Raw genomic sequence first — 19,645 nt, forward strand, 5'->3', positions numbered from 1 at the left:
GGCTCAGCCCACGACCTGCAGCGAAAGCCACAGCGCCGCCACGGCCGGCACCAGGGCGGCCGGGGTGGCCAGCAGGCCCAGCCGGGTGAACTCCCCGAGGCCCACGTCGTGTTCGTGCCGGTGCACGATCCGCCGCCACAGCAGCGTGGCCAGCGAACCGGCGTACGTCAGGTTGGGGCCGATGTTCACCCCGAGCAGCACCGCCAGCACGGCGCCCGGCCCGGCCGCGGCGGTCAGCGGCAGCAGCACCAGGACCGCGGGCAGATTGTTGATCAGGTTCGCCAGGACGGCGGCCAGCACGGCGACGCCGAGCAGCGCGAGCAGACCGGAGCCGGACGGCACGATGCGGTCCAGGGCGTCGGCCAGCCCGTTGTCGACGACCGCCCGCACCACGATCCCCAGCGCGAGCACGAAGGCCAGGAACGCCGGCGACGAGGCCCGCACGACCGTCAGCGGCGTCGCCTTCCGCCGTACGAGCGAGCGGCCGGCCAGCACCAGCGCGCCCGCGGCCGCCACCCAGGCCGGCTCCACGCCCACCGCGGACGCCACGGCGAACCCGGCCAGCGTGCAGCCCACGGTGATCAGCGCGAACAGGGGCAGCTCGGGTGTCCCGCCCGGCTCGGAGGGCTGCGCGGCGATCCTCAGGTCCTCGGCGAAGAAGCGGCGGAACACCAGGTACTCGGCGCCGATCGCGACGACCCACGGCAGCGTCATCAGCAGGGCGAACCGGGTGAAGCTCAGCCCGCTCGTCTCGAACGCGAGCAGGTTCGTCAGGTTGGACACGGGCAGCAGCAGCGAGGCCGTGTTCGACAGGTGGGCGCACGCGTACAGGTGCGGCCTGGCCCGGACGCCCGCTCGGGCCGCGGTGGCGAACACCACCGGCGTCAGCAGCACCACCGTGGCGTCCAGGCTGAGCACGGCCGTGATCACCGAGGCCAGCACGAACACCGCGCCCAGCAGCCGCCCCGGCGAGCCCGCGGACCGGCGGGCCATCCACGCCCCGCACGCCTGGAAGAGCCCCTCGACGTCGCAGAAGTGGGCCAGCACCAGCACGGCCGCGAGAAAGCCGACGACGGGCCCGAGCCGCGCTGCCTCCTCCCGGGCGTGGTCGAGCGAGATCGCGCCGGTGGCGACGACGAGCCCCGCGGCGGGAACGGCCAGCACCGCCTCCGGCAGGCCCTTCGGCCGCAGGACGGCGAAGGCGAGAACGGCGACGAGCAGGAGGACGGACAGCGTCTCGGCGAGCGGGGTGTTCAGGGCAGGGTCCTTCGGAGCGGATCGAGGCGGGATGATCCATCAAAGCAGCTCACGGTAAGAAAGCGCTCCCGCCCCTGCCGCTCAGGCGCCCGAGCCCGGGCTGAACACCGTCAGGAACACCGAGGACGAGTTGCCCGACACGGGCACCTGACCGCCCGTCCACGTCACCTTCAGGGAGGCCCGCTCGTCCGGCGGAGTCACCAGCAGTGCCGCCGGGGTGGCCGGGTGCGCGCCGCTGACCTCCGGGTTGGAGAACGTCAGTCCCGCCCAGGCGCTCCGGCCCGGGGCCAGCGTCACGGTCGTCGGAGTGCTCCCCGACTGACGCTTGGGGTCCGGTCCCAGCTGCTTGCCCGACGCGTCGACGAACGCGGCGCCCGGGAAGCCGCGCACCGTGCAGGTACGGGACGAGGCGTTGGTCAGCACGATCGGGAAGTTCTCCTGCCCGGCTCCGGGGTCGTTGCGGCCGACGGAGGCCCGCAGCTCGGAGGTGTGGCACCGGCCGGAGGCGGCCGCGGCCGCCGAGGTCGCGGTCTTCGAGGGCTTGGCGGTCGCGGCCTCGCCGGACGGGCCCGTCGACTGGGTCGCGGAGTCGGTCGCCGTCGCGGGCGCACTCGTACCGCCGTCCGTGGCGGGCGCCGCCGTACCGGGCAGGGTCGTCGGAGAGCTCGCCGTACCGCTGCCGCTGCCGCTGCCGCAGGCCGTCAGCAGGCCCAGCAGGGCGGCCGTGCCCGCGAGCAGGGCCGTCCGGTGGACGGAAGGGGACTTCTTCGCCATGGTCCTCAGCACTCCCAGTGTCTTCACGCACCCGCCGCGGCGGGTGCGTACGGCGCTCTGTGCCCCGTCATGTATGTCCGATGCGCGCCGGGACGAAAAAGTTCTGGCGCGAGAAGAGTGTGCCGGGTCAGTTTCCGAGGTGTACCGAAGTCAGGACATGATCGGTTGCCGTCGCCCGGCCCCGTTCGCGGATCTGTACGTACACCCGCGGCCGCCCGGCGCCGTGGACGGGGGCGAGCGCGGCCTCGGTGACGGACCCGCCCGAGCCCCGGCAGCCGCTCCACTCGCGGACCCTGCCGTGCCACACGGCGCCCGAGTAGGCGCGGGCGCCGTCGTAGTGGCAGCCGGGGTGGGTGAGCGCGTCGACCGCCGCCGTGAGGTCTCCGCCGCCGGTCCGGCCGACGAACACGCCGTTCACCTCCGCCGTCAGGTCCTGCCACTTCGCCAGGTCGTCCGCGACGACGAACCCCGGCTGCGGCCCGGCGGGCAGGCCCAGCACCCGCGGATCCCAACCCGAACCGCGCAGCTGCCGCCCCCAGGCGCGGGGCACCTCGGCCGCGACCCGGCCCGTCGCGTCCGTCGCGCGCACATCGGCGGGCGGGGTGGGGGAGCGGTCCGACAGCGCCAGCGGTACGGTGACCGCCGTGGCGCACACCGCCAGCGCGCCGGCCAGCGCCAGGGCCCCGCGGCGCGGCCGGGGCCGGTGACCGGGCGCGGCGAGGCGCTCCAGCTCCTCGGCGAAGGCCCGTGCGGTGGGCCAGCGCCGTTCCCTGTCCGGCTCCAGCGCCCGCAGCAGGGCCCGCCGCACCGCCGGGTCCAGGCCAGGACGCAGCCGGTCGGGCCGTACGATCCTGCCGGGCTCGCCCGGGACGGCGCCGGTGACCAGGTGGTATCCGAGCGCCCCCAGGCTGTACACGTCGGCCCGGGCGTCGATGCCGCTGCCCGCGGTGGCCTGCTCCGGCGGCCGGTAGCCCGCCGACCCGGCGGCCTGGGTGAGGCCGGACGCCTGCGCCAGGCTCTTGGCCAGCCCCAGGTCGGCCAGCAGCACCCGCGACCCGCCACCGGGGGAGGAGCACAGCAGCACGTTGCTCGGCTTGATGTCCCGGTGCACGATCCCCGCCTCGTGCAGCGCGGCCGCGCCCCGGGCGGCCGACGCCGTCAGCCGCAGCGCCTCGGGCACCGGCGGCGGACCGGCGGCGATCAGGTCGGCGAGGGTGCCGCCGTCGGCGTACTCCATGACGAAGTACGGCCGTCCGTCCGGCAGTTCACCGATGTCGTGGACCTGCACCACCCGCTCGGAGCCGGCCTGCCGAAGCATCCGCGCCTCCGCCAGGAAGCGCTCGCGCACGTCCAGGCGATGGGACCAGTTGTCGGCGAGGACCTTGACCGCCACCGGCGCCCGCAGCTCGTCGTCGTGCGCCAGCCAGACGGTGCCGAACGCGCCCGCGCCAAGGCGCCGTTCGAGCCGGTAGCGCCCGATCCGCTCGACGGAGTGCATACGACTATCATGCCTGGCCGTGGACCGATCCCGAGCAGAGCACCTGGTCGCGCCCGTCGAGGACCTCGCCCGGCACGCGGCGGCCGGGGACCGCGCGGCGCTGGAGGAACTGCTGCGGACGGTCCGGCCCGAGGTCCTCCGGCGCTGCGGCCGGTTCCTGCCCTGCCGGGAGGACGCCGAGGAGGCGGCCCAGGACGTCCTGCTGCAACTCGCCCGCAAGATCGGCACGTTCGAGGGGCGCAGCCGCTTCGGCACCTGGCTGCACACCGTCGTGGCCAACTGCTGCCGGCAGAAGTACCGCGAACTCAAACGCCGGTCCGCCGAGGTGGCCGCACCCGCGGACGAGGTGCCGCGGGCCGACCCGCGCACCACCAGCGTCATCGCCGGCTCCCGCGTCGATCTGCTGGAGGCGCTGGAGCGGCTGGAGCGCGAACACCCGCAGCTCGTGGAGCCGTTGGTCTACCGGGACATCTGCCAGCTGGAGTACGCCGAGGCCGCCGAGCGTGCCGGGATTCCGTTGGGCACGTTCAAGTCGCGGCTGCACGAGGCACGCCGTCAGGTCAGGCCCTGGCTGGCGGACACCTCCTGAGCGGGCGGCGGCGACCGCGCCGCCGGCGCCGTCAGTCCGCGTCGAGCAGTCCGATCTCCGCCCAGATCGTCTTGCCCTCGCCCGTGTGCCGGCTGCCCCAGCGCTGGGTGAGCTGCGCGACCAGCAGCAGTCCGCGGCCGCCCTCGTCCCATGTCTTGGCGCGGCGCAGGTGCGGGGCCGTGTGGTTGGTGTCGGACACCTCGCAGATCAGCGTGGCCGCGTCGTGGATGAGCCGCAGCCGGATGGGGTGGGCGCCGTACCGGATCGCGTTGGTGACCAGCTCGCTCACCACCAGCTCGGCGGTGAACGCGGCGTCCTGAAGACTCCAGGTGTCGAGCTGCTCGACGACCTGCTTGCGGATCGGGGCCACCAGCGCCGGGTCGGCGGGGATGTGCCAGGTCGCCACCTGGGAGGCGGGCAGGCCACGGGTGCGGGCCAGCAGCAGCGCCACGTCGTCCTGGGCGCCGCCCGGCGGCAGCAGGGCGTGCAGGATGCGGTCGCAGGTCTCGTCCAGCGAGTCGGAGAAGGTCCCCAGGGCGTCGCACAGCATCCGGTGGGCGGCGTCCACGTCCCGCTCGCGGGTCTCGATCAGGCCGTCCGTGTAGAACGACAGCACGCTGCCCTCGCGCAGCTCCAGCTCGGCGCTCTCGAACGGCAGCCCGCCCAGACCCAGCGGCGGCCCGGCCGGCAGCTCCACCTGCTCGGGCGCGCCTCCGGGCGGGACCACCACGGGCGGCGGATGGCCGGCGCGGGCGAGCGTGCAGCGCCGCGACACCGGGTCGTAGACCGCGTACAGGCAGGTGGCGCCGACCTCGCCGGGGCTGCCGTCGCCTCCCGCCTCGTCGGACAGCCGTACCACCAGGTCGTCCAGGTGGGTCAGGAGCTCGTCCGGGGCGAGGTCGATGTCGGCGAGGGTGCGCACGGCGGTGCGCAGGCGGCCCATGGTGGCCGAGGCCTGGATGCCGTGGCCGACGACGTCCCCGACGACCATCGCCACCCGCATCCCGGACAGCGGGATCACGTCGAACCAGTCGCCGCCCACCCCGGCGCGCGCCGCCGGGAGGTAGCGCGAGGCGGCGTCCACGGCGGCGGTGCGCGGCAGCGAGCGGGGCAGCAGGCTGCGTTGCAGGGCGAGGGCGGTCTCCCGCTCCCGGGAGAAGCGGCGGGCGTTGTCGATGCACACGCCGGCCCGCGTGGTGATCTCCTCCGCCAGGAGCACGTCGTCCTCGGTGAACGGGTCCGGCCGCCGGAACCGGGTCAGGACCGCGACCCCGAGGGTCAGCCCGCGGGCCTGGATGGGCACCGACATCGTGCTGTGGATGCCGTACTCCCGGACCCGGTCGGCGCGCGCCTTGTGCCAGCTCAGCCACTGGTCGATGTCGCCCTGGGCGACCGAGGCGACGATCGTGCGGCCCGCCGTCAGCGAGTCGGCCTGGGGCGAACCCGCCGGGTAGTCCTCGATCTGCCCGGGCTTGAGGACGGCTTCCGGGGTGCCGGGGTTCACCGAGCCGTGCGCGGCGCGGCGCAGGCCGATCGGGGCGCTCAGCCGCGGCGCGAGCTCGCCGTGCTCCGTCGGGTCCAGCAGGTCGATGCTGACCAGGTCGGCCAGCGCCGGGACGAAGACGTCGGCCAGCTCCTGCGCCGTACGGGCGACGTCGAGGGTGGAACCGATGCGCACGCTGGCCTCGTTGACCAGTTGCAGCCGTTCCCGGGCGAGGTAGTTGTCGGTGAAGTCGTGGGCGGCCAGGCACACGCCCCGCACCCGCCCCGCCGCGTCCCTGACCGGGGCCATGCGGGCGAGCCAGGCGTGTGCGCTGTCCTCACCGCCGGTGCGCATCCACGTCTGGATGTCCTCTGCCCGACCGCTGGTGAGCACCCGGAGCATGTGCCGCTCCAGCTCCTCGCTCTCGGGCTTGCCGCCGATCTCGGACAGGCGCAGTCCCTGCATGAGGTGCTCGGGCAGCCCGATCACGTCGGCCATGGCGTCGTTGACCCGGCGCAGCCGCAGCCGGTCGTCGTAGACGGCGACGGCGCAGGGCGACTGGGTGAGCGCCGCCGCGGCCAGCGGGTCGTCCGCGGCGGGCGGACCGCCGCCGTCCAGGGGGCTGACCACCAGCCAGCGGCCGGGGCTGCCGAGCCGCGCGGGCCGGTGATGGGCGAGCAGCCAGGCGGAGATCTCGTGGCCGTCGCGGTGGCGCAGCGTGACGGTGCCGTCCCAGCGGGGCCCCAGGGGCGGCGCGGCGCCTTCCGAATCGGCCAGCAGACCATGGGCGGGGCGCCCTACGACGTCGTCGGCCGGCCAGCCCAGCAGGAGCTCGGCGCCCGCGTTCCACTCGACGAGCGTGCCGGAGTCGTCGACGACGGCCCGAGCCGTCGCGGCATCGTCGAACGGATACTCCGGGCCCATCGCCGCTCCATCGCGCACACTCACAGTGAACCGCTGGGTCACTTCGGTTCCAGACTAGTCCGTCGGCGTCCGACGCGAACGCCGAACCCCGTCGCCGGTGCGGCGGGCGGGTCAAGGGGGAAATCCGGCCGTTGTGACCACAGAGGCAGAAGGGGCTCGCCGCACCCTTGACGCCGCCGCGTGGGCCACCGTCAGAATCTGTTTGTTCACGATCAGTTGTGAGTACTTCTGGGCCCTGATGAGGGAGAGCCGCCATGACGGTCACTCGCAGATCGGTTTTACTCGCCTCCGCCGCCGCACCGGCGGCCGGAGTGCTCCTCGCCACCCCGGTGGCCTGGGCCGCCGAGGCCGCCGAGGCCGCCGGGAGCGCCGCCGGCCGGCTGACGGTCGCCCTGCGTGACGGCTGGCGCTTCGCCCTCGTCGACCCGGGCGGGATCACCGATCCGACCGGCGCCCATGCCGACGCCCCCGACCCGGGTTACGACGACTCGGCGTGGCGCGAGGTCGCCGTCCCGCACGACTGGAGCATCGAGCAGACCCCCACCACCGAGCACGGCACCACCAGCGGCACCGGCTTCTTCCCGGGCGGCCTCGGCTGGTACCGCCTGGCCTTCACGCTGCCGCCCGCGCTCGCCGGCAAGCGGATCTCGGTGGAGTTCGACGGCGTCTACATGGACTCCTACGTCTACTGCAACGGCACCCAGGTCGGCCGCCATCCCTACGGCTACACCGGCTTCGCCCTCGACCTCACCGACCTCGTGCACACCGACGGCACGACCACGAACGTGATCGCCGTCAAGGTCCAGAACCAGCTCCCCAGCAGCCGCTGGTACTCGGGCAGCGGCATCTACCGCGAGGCCCGCCTGGTGATCACCGATCCGGTGCACGTGGAGCGCTGGGGCACGTACGTCACCACGCCCGACATCACGGCCGAGCGGGCCGTGGTCAGGGCGCGGACCGCGGTGGTGAACGAGTCGGGCGCCGCGAGCCGGGTGGAGATCAGGTCGGCGGTGAAGGACCCCCGCGGCCGCACGGTGGCCCGCGCTGCGACCACCGTCACGGTCACCGATAGAACGGCCGAGACCCATGAACTGGCCGTGCCCAAGCCCCTGTTGTGGGACTTCGCGACCCCGGAGCACCGCTACACCCTGGTGACCGAGCTCAGCGTCGGCGGCAAACCCGTCGACACCTGCTCCACCACCTTCGGCATCCGCCGCTACCGCTTCGACCCCGACGAGGGCTTCTCCCTCAACGGCACCCCCGCCAAGATCAAGGGCGTCGACCTCCACCACGACCAGGGTGCCCTCGGCGCCGCCGTCAGCATCGACGCGGTCCGCCGCCAGATGACCATCATGAAGTCGATGGGCGTCAACGCCTTCCGCACCTCCCACAACCCGCCCTCGCCCCAGATGATCCAGGTCTGCGAGGAACTGGGCATCGTGATGATGGTCGAGGCATTCGACTGCTGGAGGACCGGCAAGACCAAGTACGACTACGGGCGATTCTTCGACGAGTGGTGCGAGAAGGACGCCACGGAGATGGTCCTCGCCGCCCGCAACTCGCCCGCCGTGGTGCTGTGGTCCATCGGCAACGAGATTCCCGACTCCACCTCGACCGCCGGCCTCGCCATGGCCGACCGCATCATCGGCGCCATCAAGGCCGCCGACGACACCCGGCCGCTGGTCATCGGCTCCGACAAGTACCGCAACCCGCCCGCCAAGGGCTCCGCGGCCGACCTGATGCTGGCCAAGCTCGACGGGCTCGGCCTCAACTACAACACCGCCAAGTCGGTCGACGCGCTGCACGCGGCCTACCCGCGTCTGTTCCTCTTCGAGTCCGAGTCGTCGTCGGAGACCTCGACCCGCTCGACGTACCAGGAGCCCGAACACCTCAACACCGGCGAGAACCACACCCCGGGCAGACGCGCGACCTCCTCCTACGACAACAACCTCGCCTCCTGGACCATGAGCGGCGAGTACGGCCACAAGAAGGACCGGGACCGGAAGTGGTTCGCCGGGCAGTTCCTGTGGTCCGGCATCGACTACATCGGCGAGCCGACCCCGTACAACGTCTTCCCGGTGAAGGCCTCCTTCTTCGGCGCGGTGGACACGGCCGGCTTCCCGAAGGACATGTACCACCTCTTCCGCAGCCGGTGGACGGCCGAGCCGATGGTGCATCTGCTGCCGATGAGCTGGAACCACGAGCAGGGCGACACGGTCGAGGTGTGGGCGTACTCCAACGTCGACACGGTCGAGCTGTTCCTCAACGGCAAGTCCCTCGGCACCCGTTCGTTCGACACCAAGAAGACCGTCGACGGCCGCACCTATCTGGAGACCACCGAGGCGACCGGCGACGACAAGACCTTCACCGGCGGTCCCTACCCCGGCAGTTACACCAGTCCGAACGGCAGCGCGGGCAAGCTCCACCTGATCTGGAAAGTGCCGTTCGCGCCGGGCGAGTTGAAGGCGGTGGCCCGACGGGACGGCAAGGCGGTCGCGACCGACGTGCTGCGGACGGCGGGCCGGGCCCACGCCGTACGGCTCACCGCCGACCGTACGTCCGTCGCCGCGGACGGGCGTTCACTGCTGTTCGTGACCGCCGAGATCGTCGACGCGCGCGGGGTGGTCGTGCCCGACGCGGAGGACCTGATCACGTTCGCCGTCGACGGCGGTTCCCTCGCCGGACTCGACAACGGCCGTGAGGAGAGCGCCGAGCGCTACCAGGCCACGACCCGGACCGCGTTCCACGGCAAGGCGCTCGCCATCGTGCGTTCCGGCACCGGGGCGGGTCGTCTGAAGGTGACCGCGCGGGCGACGGGTCTGCGGGCCGGTACCGCGACCGTGCGCACCACCCCCGCCCGCTCGGCCGCGACGACGCCTGCGCCGAAGTTCGCTCCCGAGCAGCCGGCTGTGCCGAACTACCCGTTGGCGGACGCCAGTTACTCCGGCCGTCCGGACACCCTGCCCGCCGCGATGCTCGACGGCGACGCGGCCACCGGCTGGTCCAACGCCTTCACCAAGCCGGCCACCGCCCTGCTGCCCGCGTTCGGCGGAGCCCGGCCGAAGGACTGGGTGTCGGTGGACTTCGGCAGGCGCCGGACCATGAGCCGGGTGGAGGTCTCCTTCACCGTGGACGCGGCGCACGGCCTGCCGGCGACCGTGGAGGCGGCCGTGTGGGACGGCGACGCGTTCGTGCCGGTCAAGGGGGTGTCCGTCGACTGGGCCACCACCTCGGACGCGCCCAGCGTCATCACCTTCGACGCGGTGAGCGGCTCCCGGCTGCGGCTCACCCTGACCAGCCGCCGCCCCGGTGAGGCAGCGGGCGCGGTGCGGATCAGCAAGTTGGAGGTGCCCGCCGGCTGACGTGCGGTCGACGGTCCGGACGGGAACCAGTCCCGTCCGGACCGTTGACGCGGTGTCATGGCGCCAACAAGCATGAGCTGCGTCCGCATCTGGGAGCGCTCCCATCACCCGAGGGTGGGGGCGTCACCCGCACCTCCGCCCGAGGAGCCCAGACGTGAAACGACGCAGAACCGTCCTGCTGACCCTGACCGCCCTGCTGGGCGCGGCGCTGACCGGCCTGCATGCCGGGCCGGCCGTCGCCGACGAGGTCGAGCAGCTCAAGAACGGCACCTTCGACACCACCACCGATCCCTGGTGGACGACGACCAACGTCACCGCCGGACTGTCCGGCGGGCAGCTCTGCGCGGACGTGCCCGGCGGCACCACCAACCGCTGGGACGCGGCCGTCGGCCAGAACGACGTCACCCTGGTGAAGGGGGAGTCGTACAAGTTCGGCTTCAAGGCGTCCGGTTCGCCCGAAGGGCATGTAGTGCGGGCGATCGTGGGCCTCCAGGTGTCGCCCTACGACACGTACTTCGAGGTGAGCCCGCAGCTCAGCGTCTCCGGCGACACCTACTCGTACACCTTCACCTCGCCCGTCGACACCACGCAGGGACAGGTGGCCTTCCAGGCCGGCGGCAGCGCGGACGCGTGGCGGCTGTGCATGGACGACGTCTCGCTGCTGGGCGGTGTCCCGCCGGAGGTGTACCACCCCGACACCGGCCCACGGGTGCGCGTCAACCAGGTCGCCTATCTGCCCTCCGGCCCCAAGAACGCCACCCTGGTCACCGACGCCGTCACGAAACTGCCCTGGCAGCTCAGGAACGCCGGCGGCGCGACGGTGGCCCACGGCTGGACCGTGCCGCGCGGCACCGACGTCTCCTCCGGGCAGAACGTCCACTCCATCGACTTCGGCGGCTACCGCAAGGCCGGCAAGGGCTACACGCTGGTCGCGGACGGTGAGACCAGCCGCCCGTTCGACATCGGCAAGGGCGCGTACGAGCGGCTGCGGCTGGACTCGGTGAAGTACTACTACACGCAGCGCAGCGGCATCGCGATCCGCGACGACCTGCGCCCGGGCTACGGCCGCCCCGCCGGGCACGTCGACGTGGCGCCCAACCAGGGCGACTCGAAGGTCCCCTGCCAGCCCGGCGTGTGCGAGTACACCCTCGACGTCACCGGCGGCTGGTACGACGCCGGCGACCACGGCAAATACGTCGTCAACGGCGGCATCGCCACCTGGGAGCTGCTGAGCACCTACGAGCGTGAACGCCTGGCCCGCACAGGGGAGTCGGGGAGGCTGGGCGACGGCACGCTGGCCATCCCGGAGAGCGGCAACAAGGTGCCCGACATCCTCGACGAGGCCCGCTGGGAGCTGGACTTCCTGCTGAAGATGCAGGTCCCCGACGGACAGCCGCTGGCCGGCATGGCCCACCACAAGATCCACGACGCGCAGTGGACGGGCCTGCCTCTGCTGCCCAGTGACGACCCGCAGAAGCGCGAACTGCACCCGCCGTCCACCCAGGCCACGCTGAACCTGGCCGCCACCGCGGCCCAGGCCGCCCGCCTCTACCGGCCCTACGACCGCGCCTTCGCGGCGAAGGCCCTGACCGCCGCCCGCAAGGCCTGGTCCGCCGCGCTCGCCCACCCAACCATGTACGCCTCGGCGAGCGACGCCACGGGGGGCGGCGCGTACGACGACACCAACGCCACCGACGAGTTCTACTGGGCGGCGGCGGAGCTGTATCTCACCACGGGCGAGAAGCAGTTCGCCGACTACGTGCTGAACTCGCCCCAGAACGCGGCCGACATCTTCGGCCCCAACGGCTTCGACTGGGGCCGGACGGCGGCCGCCGGGCGCCTGGACCTGGCGACCGTGCCCAGCAAGCTGCCCGGCCGCGACAAGATCCGCCGGTCCGTCGTGAAGGGCGCCGACCGCTACCTGGCCACACTCGCCGCACAGCCGTACGGCATGCCGTACGCGCCCGACAACAACCTCTACGACTGGGGCTCCAGCCACCAGGTCCTCAACAACGGGGTCGTCCTGGCCACCGCCTACGACATCACCGGCGCGTCGAAGTACCGTGACGGCGCGGCCGAGACCATGGACTACATCCTCGGCCGCAACGCACTGAACATCTCGTACGTCACCGGTTACGGCGAGGTCAACTCCCACAACCAGCACAGCCGTTGGTACGCGCACGAACTCGACCCCAACCTCCCGAACCCGCCGAGCGGGACCCTGGCCGGCGGCGCCAACTCCTCCATCCAGGACCCCTACGCGCAGAGCAAACTCCAGGGCTGCGTGGGCCAGTTCTGCTACATCGACGACATCCAGTCCTGGTCGACGAACGAGACGGCCATCAACTGGAACGCGGCCCTGGCCAGGCTGTCCTCCTTCGTGGCGGACCAGGACTGAGGCCCCTCAGGGCCGCGGCTCGCGTTCCACGAGTTCCCTCGGCCGCCGGTGGGCGGTGAGGGTGTGCAGCTCGGCCTGGTCGAGCGGCTGGTGCACCTCGACGTACTCCCCGTGCGGCAGCCGCTTGATCACGCCGGTCTCCCGGCCGTGCGACACCAGTTCCGCGTCGCGGAGCTGGAGGCCGAGGCATACGCGGCGGGTGACGACGAAGACGGCCGCCGGGAGCACGAGGACGGCGACACGCACCGTCCAGGTGACCGTGTTGATGGACAGGTGGAGCCGGGTGGCGACGATGTCGTTGCCGCCGCCCGCGAGCAGGACCAGGTAGAGGCTGATCCAGGCCGCGCCGATCGCGGTGCGGACCGGACGGTTGCGCGGGCGGTCCAGCAGATGGTGCTCGCGCCCGTCACCGGCGACCCGGGCCTCCAGGAACGGGTAGACGCCGATGAGGACCAGCAGCAGCGGGAACACCACGACGGGTATCAGCACCCCGAGGACCAGGGTGTGGCCCCACAGCGTGATCTCCCAGCCCGGCATCACCCGCACCAGGCCCTCCGCGAAGCCCAGGTACCAGTCCGGCTGGGCGCCCGTGGAGACCTGGTCGGGGCGGAAGGGGCCGTAGACCCAGACCGGGTTGATCGTCGCCACCGCCGCGACCAGCGACAGCGCGCCGAAGACAAGGAAGAAGAAACCGCCCGCCTTCGCCAGGTACACGGGCATGAACGGGGTGCCGATCACGTTGCGTTCGGTCCGCCCGGGGCCCGCGAACTGGGTGTGCTTGTGGTAGACGACCAGCATGAGGTGCGCCACCACGAGCGCCGCCATGATGCCGGGGATGAGCAGGATGTGCAGCGAGTAGAAGCGCGCCACGATGTCGTGGCCCGGGAACTCGCCGCCGAAGACGAACATCGACAGGTACGTCCCGACGACCGGCACCGACAGCAGCGCCCCGTTGACGAACCTCAGACCCGTGCCCGACAGCAGGTCGTCCGGCAGCGAGTAGCCGAACAGGCCCTCGAACAGGCCGAGGAACAGCAGCAGCCAGCCGAACACCCAGTTGACCTCGCGCGGCTTGCGGAACGAGCCGGTGAAGAAGTGCCGCATCATGTGCGTCAGCATCCCGGCGACGAAGACGAGCGCCGCCCAGTGGTGCAGCTGCCGGATCAGCAGCCCGCCGCGCACGTCGAAGCTGATGTGCAGTGTGGAGGCGTACGCCTCGGACATGCGGACGCCGTTGAGGGGGACGTAACTGCCGTGATACGTCACCTCGTTCATCGACGGGTGGAAGAAGAGGGTGAGGTAGACGCCGGTCAGGACGAGGACGACGAAGCTGTACAGGCAGATCTCGCCCAGCAGGAAGGACCAGTGGTCCGGGAAGACCTTGCGCAGGTACTTCCGGCCGAGCGTGTGGATGCCGAGCCGGCCGTCGAGCCAGTCGGCGACGCGCTCGCCCCTGCCGGACGTGCGGATGTCGGTCACTCCTCCTCCTTGTGCACGTGCGTGAGCTTGTCGGGGTTGGTGACGATGTAGAGGCCGCTGACCCGGTCGCCCTCGGGCGTGAGGTCCATGACCATCACGGCGTACGGGGAGTCGCCCTGGAACACCACGGCCGCGTCGTCGCCGTTGACCCGGCGGTAGCGGAGCTCCAGGCCCTGCGCGGCGCGCCGGCCGGCGTACGAGGCGATGAGGCGGACGGCCTTGTCCCGGCCGTGCACCGGGCGCAGACCGGCCTGCTTCCGCTTGCCGCCGCCGTCCGTCCACACCGTGACGTCCGGTGCCAGGATCTCCATCAGCTCCGCGATGTCCCCGCCGAGCGCGGCCCGCACGAACCGCTCGGTCGCCTCCCGCCGCACCCGGGGATGGGCGCGGTACAGCGGCCGCCGCGCGTGCACATGGGCCCGCGCGCGGTGCGCGAGCTGCCGTACGGCCGCCGGGGTGCGTTCGATGATGTCCGCGATCTCGGTGTGGGGGTAGCCGAAGACCTCGTTGAGGACGAACACCGCGCGTTCCAGCGGGGTCAGCGACTCCAGCACCACCAGCATCGCCAGTGACACGGACTCGGTGCGCAGGGCCGGGTCCTCGGCGCCGTCGGTGTCGGCCACCAGGGGTTCGGGCAGCCACTGCCCGACGTAGGTCTCGCGCCGGCGGCTGATCGCGGTACGGCGCTGCAGCGCGTGGTTGACGGCTATGCGGACCAGGTAGGCGCGCGGGTTGGCGATCCCGGCGGGACCGCGGCCGGTCCACGACAGCCAGGTCTCCTGCAGCACGTCCTCGGTGTCGGCGACGCTGCCCAGCACGTTGTAGACGAGGCTGAACAGCAGCTCCCGATGAGCCATGTAGACATCGGTCGCCTCGTCCGTGACCGGACTTCCCGAGCTCTGTGTCATATGGGGCCTCCCCGTCGGCGTGCTCACTACTGCGAGGCCCGGGAGGGGTCCGAATGTGACATCGGGAGGCCGGAATGTGACCCAGCTCTCAGAACGACGCGGTCGCGTCACACTCCCCGTCCGCGCGGGCCTCTGGAACGCGAGTCCTACGCAAGGAGACGAGCGACCCGATGAACATCGACTTCACCGCCATGTACGCCTCCCACGACGCCTTCCGCCGCGACCTGGAACGGCTCGCGCGGGCCGTCGCCGCAGGCCGGGCGGACGCGCCCGGTGTCCGGGCCGGCTGGGAGAACTTCACCCGCCAGCTGCACATCCACCACACCGCCGAGGACGGCGAGCTGTGGCCCCGGGTCAGGAACCGCGTCGGCGGCCGCCCGCGCGATCTCGCGCTGCTCGACGAGATGGAGGCCGAGCACTCGCGCATCGACCCCCTGCTCGCGGCCGTGGACACCGCGCTGACCGACCGCGCGCCCGAACTGCCGGACCTGGTGGCGGCGCTTCGGGCCACCCTCGACGACCACCTGAAGCACGAGGAGGACGGTGCGCTGCCGCTGATGCAGGACGTCCTCACGGCCGCGGACTGGGCCGCCTTCACCGGCCGCATGCGGCAGACCCAGGGACTGCGCGGCGCCTCGGTGTTCGTGCCGTGGATCGTCGACGGCGCCCCGCCCGCCGACCGCGCGGCCTTCCTCAACGCCGTGCCGCCGCCCGTCCGGATCCTCAACCGGCTGCTGTGGCAGGGGAGTTATCGGCGCAGGGGGTTGTGGGCCGACGCCTAGGCCGCGTCGTGGAAGACGATGCCCAGGGCGCGGCGACGGCCGGAGCGGACGGTGCTCACGCCGTGCCGCATCGCTCCGGCCGACCAGCCGCGCCGGCCGCGCACGGGCCGGTCCCGGGTCGTGAAGACCAGCCCGTGACCCTGCTTCAGGGCGGTGGCGGTGCCCCGGGACTGGGCCCTGGGCCGCTGCTCGACCATCAGGAACTCGCCGCCGGTGTAGTCGGTGCCGTACTCGTCGAGTCCGACCACCACCTGGAGCGGGAAGAGCAGCTCGCCGAACACGTCGCGGTGCAGTGCGTTCCAGTCGCCCTCGGTGTAGCTGAGCAGGATCTGCGCCGAGCGGTCCTGACCGGCCGCGTGGCACCGCTCCAGCCAGTCCGCCAGCTCGTCGGGCCAGGGCGCCGGACGGCCGAGCCGGTCCGCCCACTCCCGGGCGATGGGCAGCAGGCGCGGATACAGGGCGGCGCGCAGGGCGGCCACGGGCGCGGGCAGGTCGTGCGTGAAGTACCGGTACTCCCCGGAGCCGAACCGGTGCCGTGCCATGTCGACCGTGGTCCGGAACAGCTCCGGCTTCTCGTACAGCGCGGCCAGGTCGCGGCACTCGGCGGGAGTCAGCAGCCGCTGCGTGGGGGCGCTGCCGTGCACGTCGAGTTCGGCGGCGAGCGCGGTCCAGTCGGTGTCCGCGACACGGTCGCGGGCTCGGGCCTCGGTGAGCGTCATGGCGTCTGATCCCCTCACGCGAGCATCGGCTGCAGCGCGCCCTCGTGCGTGAGCAGCCGCACCTTGTTCTCCACGCCGCCCGCGTAGCCGCGCATCGAGCCGTCTGCGCCGATCACCCGGTGGCACGGGCGGACGATGAGCAGGGGGTTGGCGCCGATCGCGGCACCCACGGCGCGGATCTCGGCGCGCGGCACGTCCAGCCGGGCGGCGAGCTCTCCGTAGGTGGTCGTGCTGCCGTAGGGGATGTCGTCGAGGGCCCGCCACACCCGGAGCTGGAAGTCCGTGCCGTCGGGCGCGAGGTCCAGGTCGAACCGGGTGAGGCGGCCGGCGAAGTAGGCGCCGAGCTGCCGCGCGGCCTCGCCGAGGGGGCTGCCGTCGCGCAGCCGCCGCGCGCGCATGCGCGGTGCGTTGCGCTGCCCCGGCAGGGACACGGAGGTGAGTGCGCTTCCCTCGCCGCCCAGCAGCAGTTCGCCGAGTGGACTGTCGATCGTCGTGTACGTGGTCATGGCTCCAGTCTGCTGGGCCGCACGGCCTGCGACCGGCGGGAATCGGACGTGGTACTCGACCCGGCCGGGCGCCGGAAGGTACCAGCTGACAGGTGCTCTGAACAGGGGGTATTTACGATCCAGTACCCCGGCGGTACCGTGAGGACATGCCAGCACTGAATGTGGAGTTCAGCGATCGGGAGCTCGAGGACCTGCGGCAGATCGCCAAGGAACGCGGTACGTCGATGAAGGCGCTCGTGCGGGAGGCCGCCGCCGCCGACATAGCCCGCCACCGGGCCCTGCAAGAGGGTGCAGAAGCGTTTCGCCGCTTCTTCGCCTCCCATGCCGACGAGTTCGCGGCCGCCTTCCCCGACGACGAACCGCCCGCCGCGGGCGAGGGGCGGGTCGCCTGACCGATGGCATCCGTCATCCACATCGACGTGCCCTGGCTGCTCCAGCGCCACGAAGAGGTCCTGCCGGACCAGCCCACCGTCAACGACTTCTCGGCGCTGGTCGCCGCCGTCGCCCGCCACCGGGTCGACCCGCCGCGCCTGGGCGTGGACTCCGACCCCGCCTGGCGTGCCGCCGCCCTGCTGCACACCCTCGCCCTGCTCAAGCCGCTGCCGTCGGCCAACGCCCGTTTCGCCTGCGCGACCGCGGTGGCCTACATGTTCGTCAGCGGCGCCGGCATCGACCCGCCCTACGGTGCCCTCGTCGACCTCGCCCGCGACCTGATCTCCGGCAAGACCGACGTCTACGGCGCGGCCGACCGGCTGCGCTCCTGGCAGATCTGAGACGCCCTTCTGGGCCGCCGACCCAGGGCGGGAGGAACAGGGTCGGCGGCCCGTGCGGCGCAGGAGAGCCGCCGTCCTGCGCGTGGCCTTCTCGAAGGGGCCGCTCCCCAGTGCACTACGGGGTGGCGTGCGCCGGGAGCGTGCGCGGGGCTCCGGCGCGTGCGCCTGTTTCACACGGGGCGCATGGAATGCGGAAAGCTCCAGTGGACGCGGCGTGTCGCCCTCGTATCTGACTTTCTTTCAACGAGACGTATGTTGCTCAAGTGCCTTGTTGGCTTCGGTGCGTTGTGCAAGGGTGAGCTAGCCGTGCGGGGGGAATGTCCGGGTCTCGTTCGCCCAATCCGGGGGGAGCCGGGTCGGACGGAGGTACCCGAATTCACGCTCCGCGCGCCCGCCGTCCATAAGGTGTGCACCAACCAGGGGGCCTTTGCGGCGGCCACTGTGCCCGAGTGTCCTATGTGCCTGGGAAGGATTCCGCTCAGTGCCCACCCCCCACCCCCCTCGTCCACCCCACCCGCCCGCCGGCGGGGTTTCCGGAGAATCCGACGAGTACCTCGCCGCCCTGCTCCGGGGCCGCCCCGACGCGGAGGTGTCCCGATCCGTGGCGCTGCTCATGACGCGCCACTGGAACCCGGCCCGCGACTACGCGGGCATCTGTCTGTCCACCCGGGGCGAATCCGCAGCCCTGGTGACGTCCGCCGCCTTCCACCAGGTACTCGACCGGCTGGCGCTGGGCGAGCCGGGCGTCGCCCTGCGCCCCCGCTTACTCGTCGCCGTGCGCGACACGGTGCGGACGTGGTCGGCGGAGGACCGGCTGGCCGCCGTTCTGCCGGAGTTGCAGAAACCGTCCGGAGCGCGCGGCCTGCGTTCGGCGAAGTTCATGACGCCCGAGAACCGAAAGCTGGCCGACCGTTCATTCCAGGCTCTTCCCGGAGTCGGCCGGTGTTTGCTCTGGCACACCGAGGTGGAGGCCGAGCCGATATCCGTACCCGCCGGCCTGCTCGGCATGGATACCGAGACCGCCACGGCCGCGCTCGAACAGGTGCGGGAGAAATTCCGCGAAGGTTGTGTACAAGCCCACCGGGAACTGGCGCCGACCAAGGATTGCCGGTTCTACAACCGTCTCCTCGATGTTCCGATTCGGCGGGGCGGGGCGTTGCTGCCCGATGTGCAGCAACATCTGACGGAGTGCCGCTACTGCCGTTTCGCCGCCGAACAACTGAGCCATTTCGAAGGCGGGTTGGGAGTGCTTCTCGCCGAGGCGGTGCTGGGCTGGGGCGCGCGCCGCTATCTCGACTCCAGACCGGGGCGCGCGAACCTGCCGGCGCGCCCTCGGGGCTCCGCCCGGCACGGCGGCGGCCGGCAGCGCATCCTGCCCCGCATCCCGATGCCCGGCCGCGGACCCGAGGGCTTCCCCCGCCCGTCGCGGGCACTGCTGACCGGCGTGGGCGTCGCCTCGGCGGGACTCATCGCCGTGTTCGTCGTCGTAGGCCTGTGGTCCCAAGACGACGGGGTCGACCCGGCCGCCTCCAACAGCGCGAGCGACGGGGCGACGCCGGGCACCGGGACCGGCTCCACGCCCGGCACCGCACACCTCCCCTCGGCACCGGGAACCTCCCGGCTGCGCAACGCCGGCGCCGGCCTGTGCCTGGACATCGCGGGCGAGGTGAAGGCGGGGGCCGGGACCGAACTGGCGCAGTGCTCCCGAGCGATGACCCAGCAATGGTCGTACGAGGCCGACGGGTTGTTGCGCAGTGAGGCGGACCCGGATCTGTGCCTGGACTCGCACGTCGACGCCGGTGTGGTCGTGCTGGGCGCATGCGCCGGGGACAAGGGGAAGCGGCGCAACGACGTGCGCTACGACCTGACCGTGCAGGGGGAGTTGCTGCCCCGCTGGGACGAGCGGCTCGCGCTGGCGGCCACGACGACCGGCACGGACGCCGACATCGTCGTCAAGGTCCGGGACGGCTCCCCGGCCCAGCGGTGGCTGGCCGATCCGGGGGCCTCCGCGAGCCCGGGGTCGCTGTCGATCACCGGCACGGAGCGGCCCCAGGTGCGGGTGGCGGCAGGGCGGGGCGGCGCCTGACCTCTGTAAGCGGGTGTCGCGGGGGGGGGGGCCGGGCCCCCCCGCCCCCCCCCCCCCCCCCCCCCCAACCCCCCCCCCCCCCCCCCCCCCGGGCACGGACAAGGCGC

15 protein-coding genes are annotated in these 19,645 nt (G+C 72.4%); 7 read left to right on the forward strand and 8 right to left on the reverse strand.

Going from position 1 to position 19,645, the window contains the following annotated elements; all coding sequences use genetic code 11:
* Positions 1 to 3: 3 nt before the first annotated feature.
* The 3 genes from ACIGDI_RS41195 to ACIGDI_RS41205 all read right to left on the reverse strand — a co-directional run bounded on the left by ACIGDI_RS41195 (position 4) and on the right by ACIGDI_RS41205 (position 3,529).
* On the reverse strand, positions 4 to 1,257 hold the full coding sequence (locus ACIGDI_RS41195) for an SLC13 family permease (protein ID WP_399907726.1): 1,254 nt from the start codon (positions 1,255 to 1,257) through the stop codon (positions 4 to 6).
* Positions 1,258 to 1,338: 81 nt separating this feature from the next.
* The gene (locus ACIGDI_RS41200; RefSeq protein WP_399907696.1) at positions 1,339 to 2,031 is read right to left on the reverse strand and encodes a DUF4232 domain-containing protein; all 693 of its coding nucleotides are present in this window, start codon (positions 2,029 to 2,031) and stop codon (positions 1,339 to 1,341) included.
* Positions 2,032 to 2,158: 127 nt separating this feature from the next.
* On the reverse strand, positions 2,159 to 3,529 hold the full coding sequence (locus tag ACIGDI_RS41205; protein ID WP_399907698.1) for a serine/threonine-protein kinase: 1,371 nt from the start codon (positions 3,527 to 3,529) through the stop codon (positions 2,159 to 2,161).
* A 19-nt stretch (positions 3,530 to 3,548) separates the two neighbouring features.
* On the opposite strand from ACIGDI_RS41205, the gene ACIGDI_RS41210 reads away from it, so the two are divergent.
* Positions 3,549 to 4,118 (forward strand): RNA polymerase sigma factor, encoded by a 570-nt coding sequence (locus ACIGDI_RS41210; protein ID WP_399907700.1) that lies wholly within the window; start codon positions 3,549 to 3,551, stop codon positions 4,116 to 4,118.
* Between the two features lie 31 nt (positions 4,119 to 4,149).
* Here ACIGDI_RS41210 and ACIGDI_RS41215 read toward each other — a convergent pair whose 3' ends face one another.
* Complete coding sequence (locus ACIGDI_RS41215; protein WP_399907702.1) at positions 4,150 to 6,525, reverse strand: SpoIIE family protein phosphatase; 2,376 nt, start codon at positions 6,523 to 6,525, stop codon at positions 4,150 to 4,152.
* Between the two features lie 254 nt (positions 6,526 to 6,779).
* Here ACIGDI_RS41215 and ACIGDI_RS41220 point away from each other — a divergent pair, with 254 nt between their 5' ends.
* Both ACIGDI_RS41220 and ACIGDI_RS41225 read left to right on the forward strand, forming a co-directional pair.
* The gene (locus ACIGDI_RS41220) at positions 6,780 to 9,887 is read left to right on the forward strand and encodes a glycoside hydrolase family 2 TIM barrel-domain containing protein (RefSeq protein ID WP_399907704.1); all 3,108 of its coding nucleotides are present in this window, start codon (positions 6,780 to 6,782) and stop codon (positions 9,885 to 9,887) included.
* 154 nt (positions 9,888 to 10,041) lie between these two features.
* Positions 10,042 to 12,285 carry a glycoside hydrolase family 9 protein gene (locus ACIGDI_RS41225; protein ID WP_399907706.1) on the forward strand — a complete coding sequence of 748 codons (2,244 nt, stop codon included), beginning with the start codon at positions 10,042 to 10,044 and terminating at the stop codon, positions 12,283 to 12,285.
* A 6-nt stretch (positions 12,286 to 12,291) separates the two neighbouring features.
* Here the strand turns inward: ACIGDI_RS41225 and ACIGDI_RS41230 are convergent, their stop codons facing one another.
* The gene (locus ACIGDI_RS41230) at positions 12,292 to 13,764 is read right to left on the reverse strand and encodes a cytochrome bc complex cytochrome b subunit (RefSeq protein WP_399907708.1); all 1,473 of its coding nucleotides are present in this window, start codon (positions 13,762 to 13,764) and stop codon (positions 12,292 to 12,294) included.
* The gene (sigJ, locus tag ACIGDI_RS41235) at positions 13,761 to 14,672 is read right to left on the reverse strand and encodes an RNA polymerase sigma factor SigJ (protein ID WP_399907709.1); all 912 of its coding nucleotides are present in this window, start codon (positions 14,670 to 14,672) and stop codon (positions 13,761 to 13,763) included. Before sigJ ends, ACIGDI_RS41230 begins: the two co-directional genes overlap by 4 nt.
* 170 nt (positions 14,673 to 14,842) lie before the next feature.
* Between sigJ and ACIGDI_RS41240 the strand changes: the two genes are divergently transcribed.
* Positions 14,843 to 15,454 carry a hemerythrin domain-containing protein gene (locus ACIGDI_RS41240; protein ID WP_399907711.1) on the forward strand — a complete coding sequence of 204 codons (612 nt, stop codon included), beginning with the start codon at positions 14,843 to 14,845 and terminating at the stop codon, positions 15,452 to 15,454.
* Here the strand turns inward: ACIGDI_RS41240 and ACIGDI_RS41245 are convergent.
* Positions 15,451 to 16,173, reverse strand: a complete 723-nt coding sequence (locus ACIGDI_RS41245; RefSeq protein WP_399907713.1) for a 2OG-Fe(II) oxygenase — start codon at positions 16,171 to 16,173, stop codon at positions 15,451 to 15,453. The genes ACIGDI_RS41240 and ACIGDI_RS41245 overlap by 4 nt on opposite strands.
* Positions 16,174 to 16,187: 14 nt before the next feature.
* Complete coding sequence (locus ACIGDI_RS41250) at positions 16,188 to 16,679, reverse strand: methylated-DNA--[protein]-cysteine S-methyltransferase (protein ID WP_399907715.1); 492 nt, start codon at positions 16,677 to 16,679, stop codon at positions 16,188 to 16,190.
* 146 nt (positions 16,680 to 16,825) lie between these two features.
* On the opposite strand from ACIGDI_RS41250, the gene ACIGDI_RS41255 reads away from it, so the two are divergent.
* The 3 genes from ACIGDI_RS41255 to ACIGDI_RS41265 all read left to right on the forward strand — a co-directional run bounded on the left by ACIGDI_RS41255 (position 16,826) and on the right by ACIGDI_RS41265 (position 19,538).
* Positions 16,826 to 17,071 (forward strand): hypothetical protein, encoded by a 246-nt coding sequence (locus ACIGDI_RS41255; protein ID WP_249840694.1) that lies wholly within the window; start codon positions 16,826 to 16,828, stop codon positions 17,069 to 17,071.
* Between the two features lie 3 nt (positions 17,072 to 17,074).
* Positions 17,075 to 17,452, forward strand: a complete 378-nt coding sequence (locus ACIGDI_RS41260) for a toxin Doc (RefSeq protein ID WP_272174683.1) — start codon at positions 17,075 to 17,077, stop codon at positions 17,450 to 17,452.
* A 481-nt stretch (positions 17,453 to 17,933) separates the two neighbouring features.
* Positions 17,934 to 19,538 carry an RICIN domain-containing protein gene (locus tag ACIGDI_RS41265; protein WP_399907718.1) on the forward strand — a complete coding sequence of 535 codons (1,605 nt, stop codon included), beginning with the start codon at positions 17,934 to 17,936 and terminating at the stop codon, positions 19,536 to 19,538.
* Positions 19,539 to 19,645 lie beyond the last annotated feature (107 nt).

This window comes from Streptomyces sp. NPDC085900 (assembly GCF_044540925.1).
GTDB lineage: Bacteria > Actinomycetota > Actinomycetes > Streptomycetales > Streptomycetaceae > Streptomyces > Streptomyces gilvifuscus.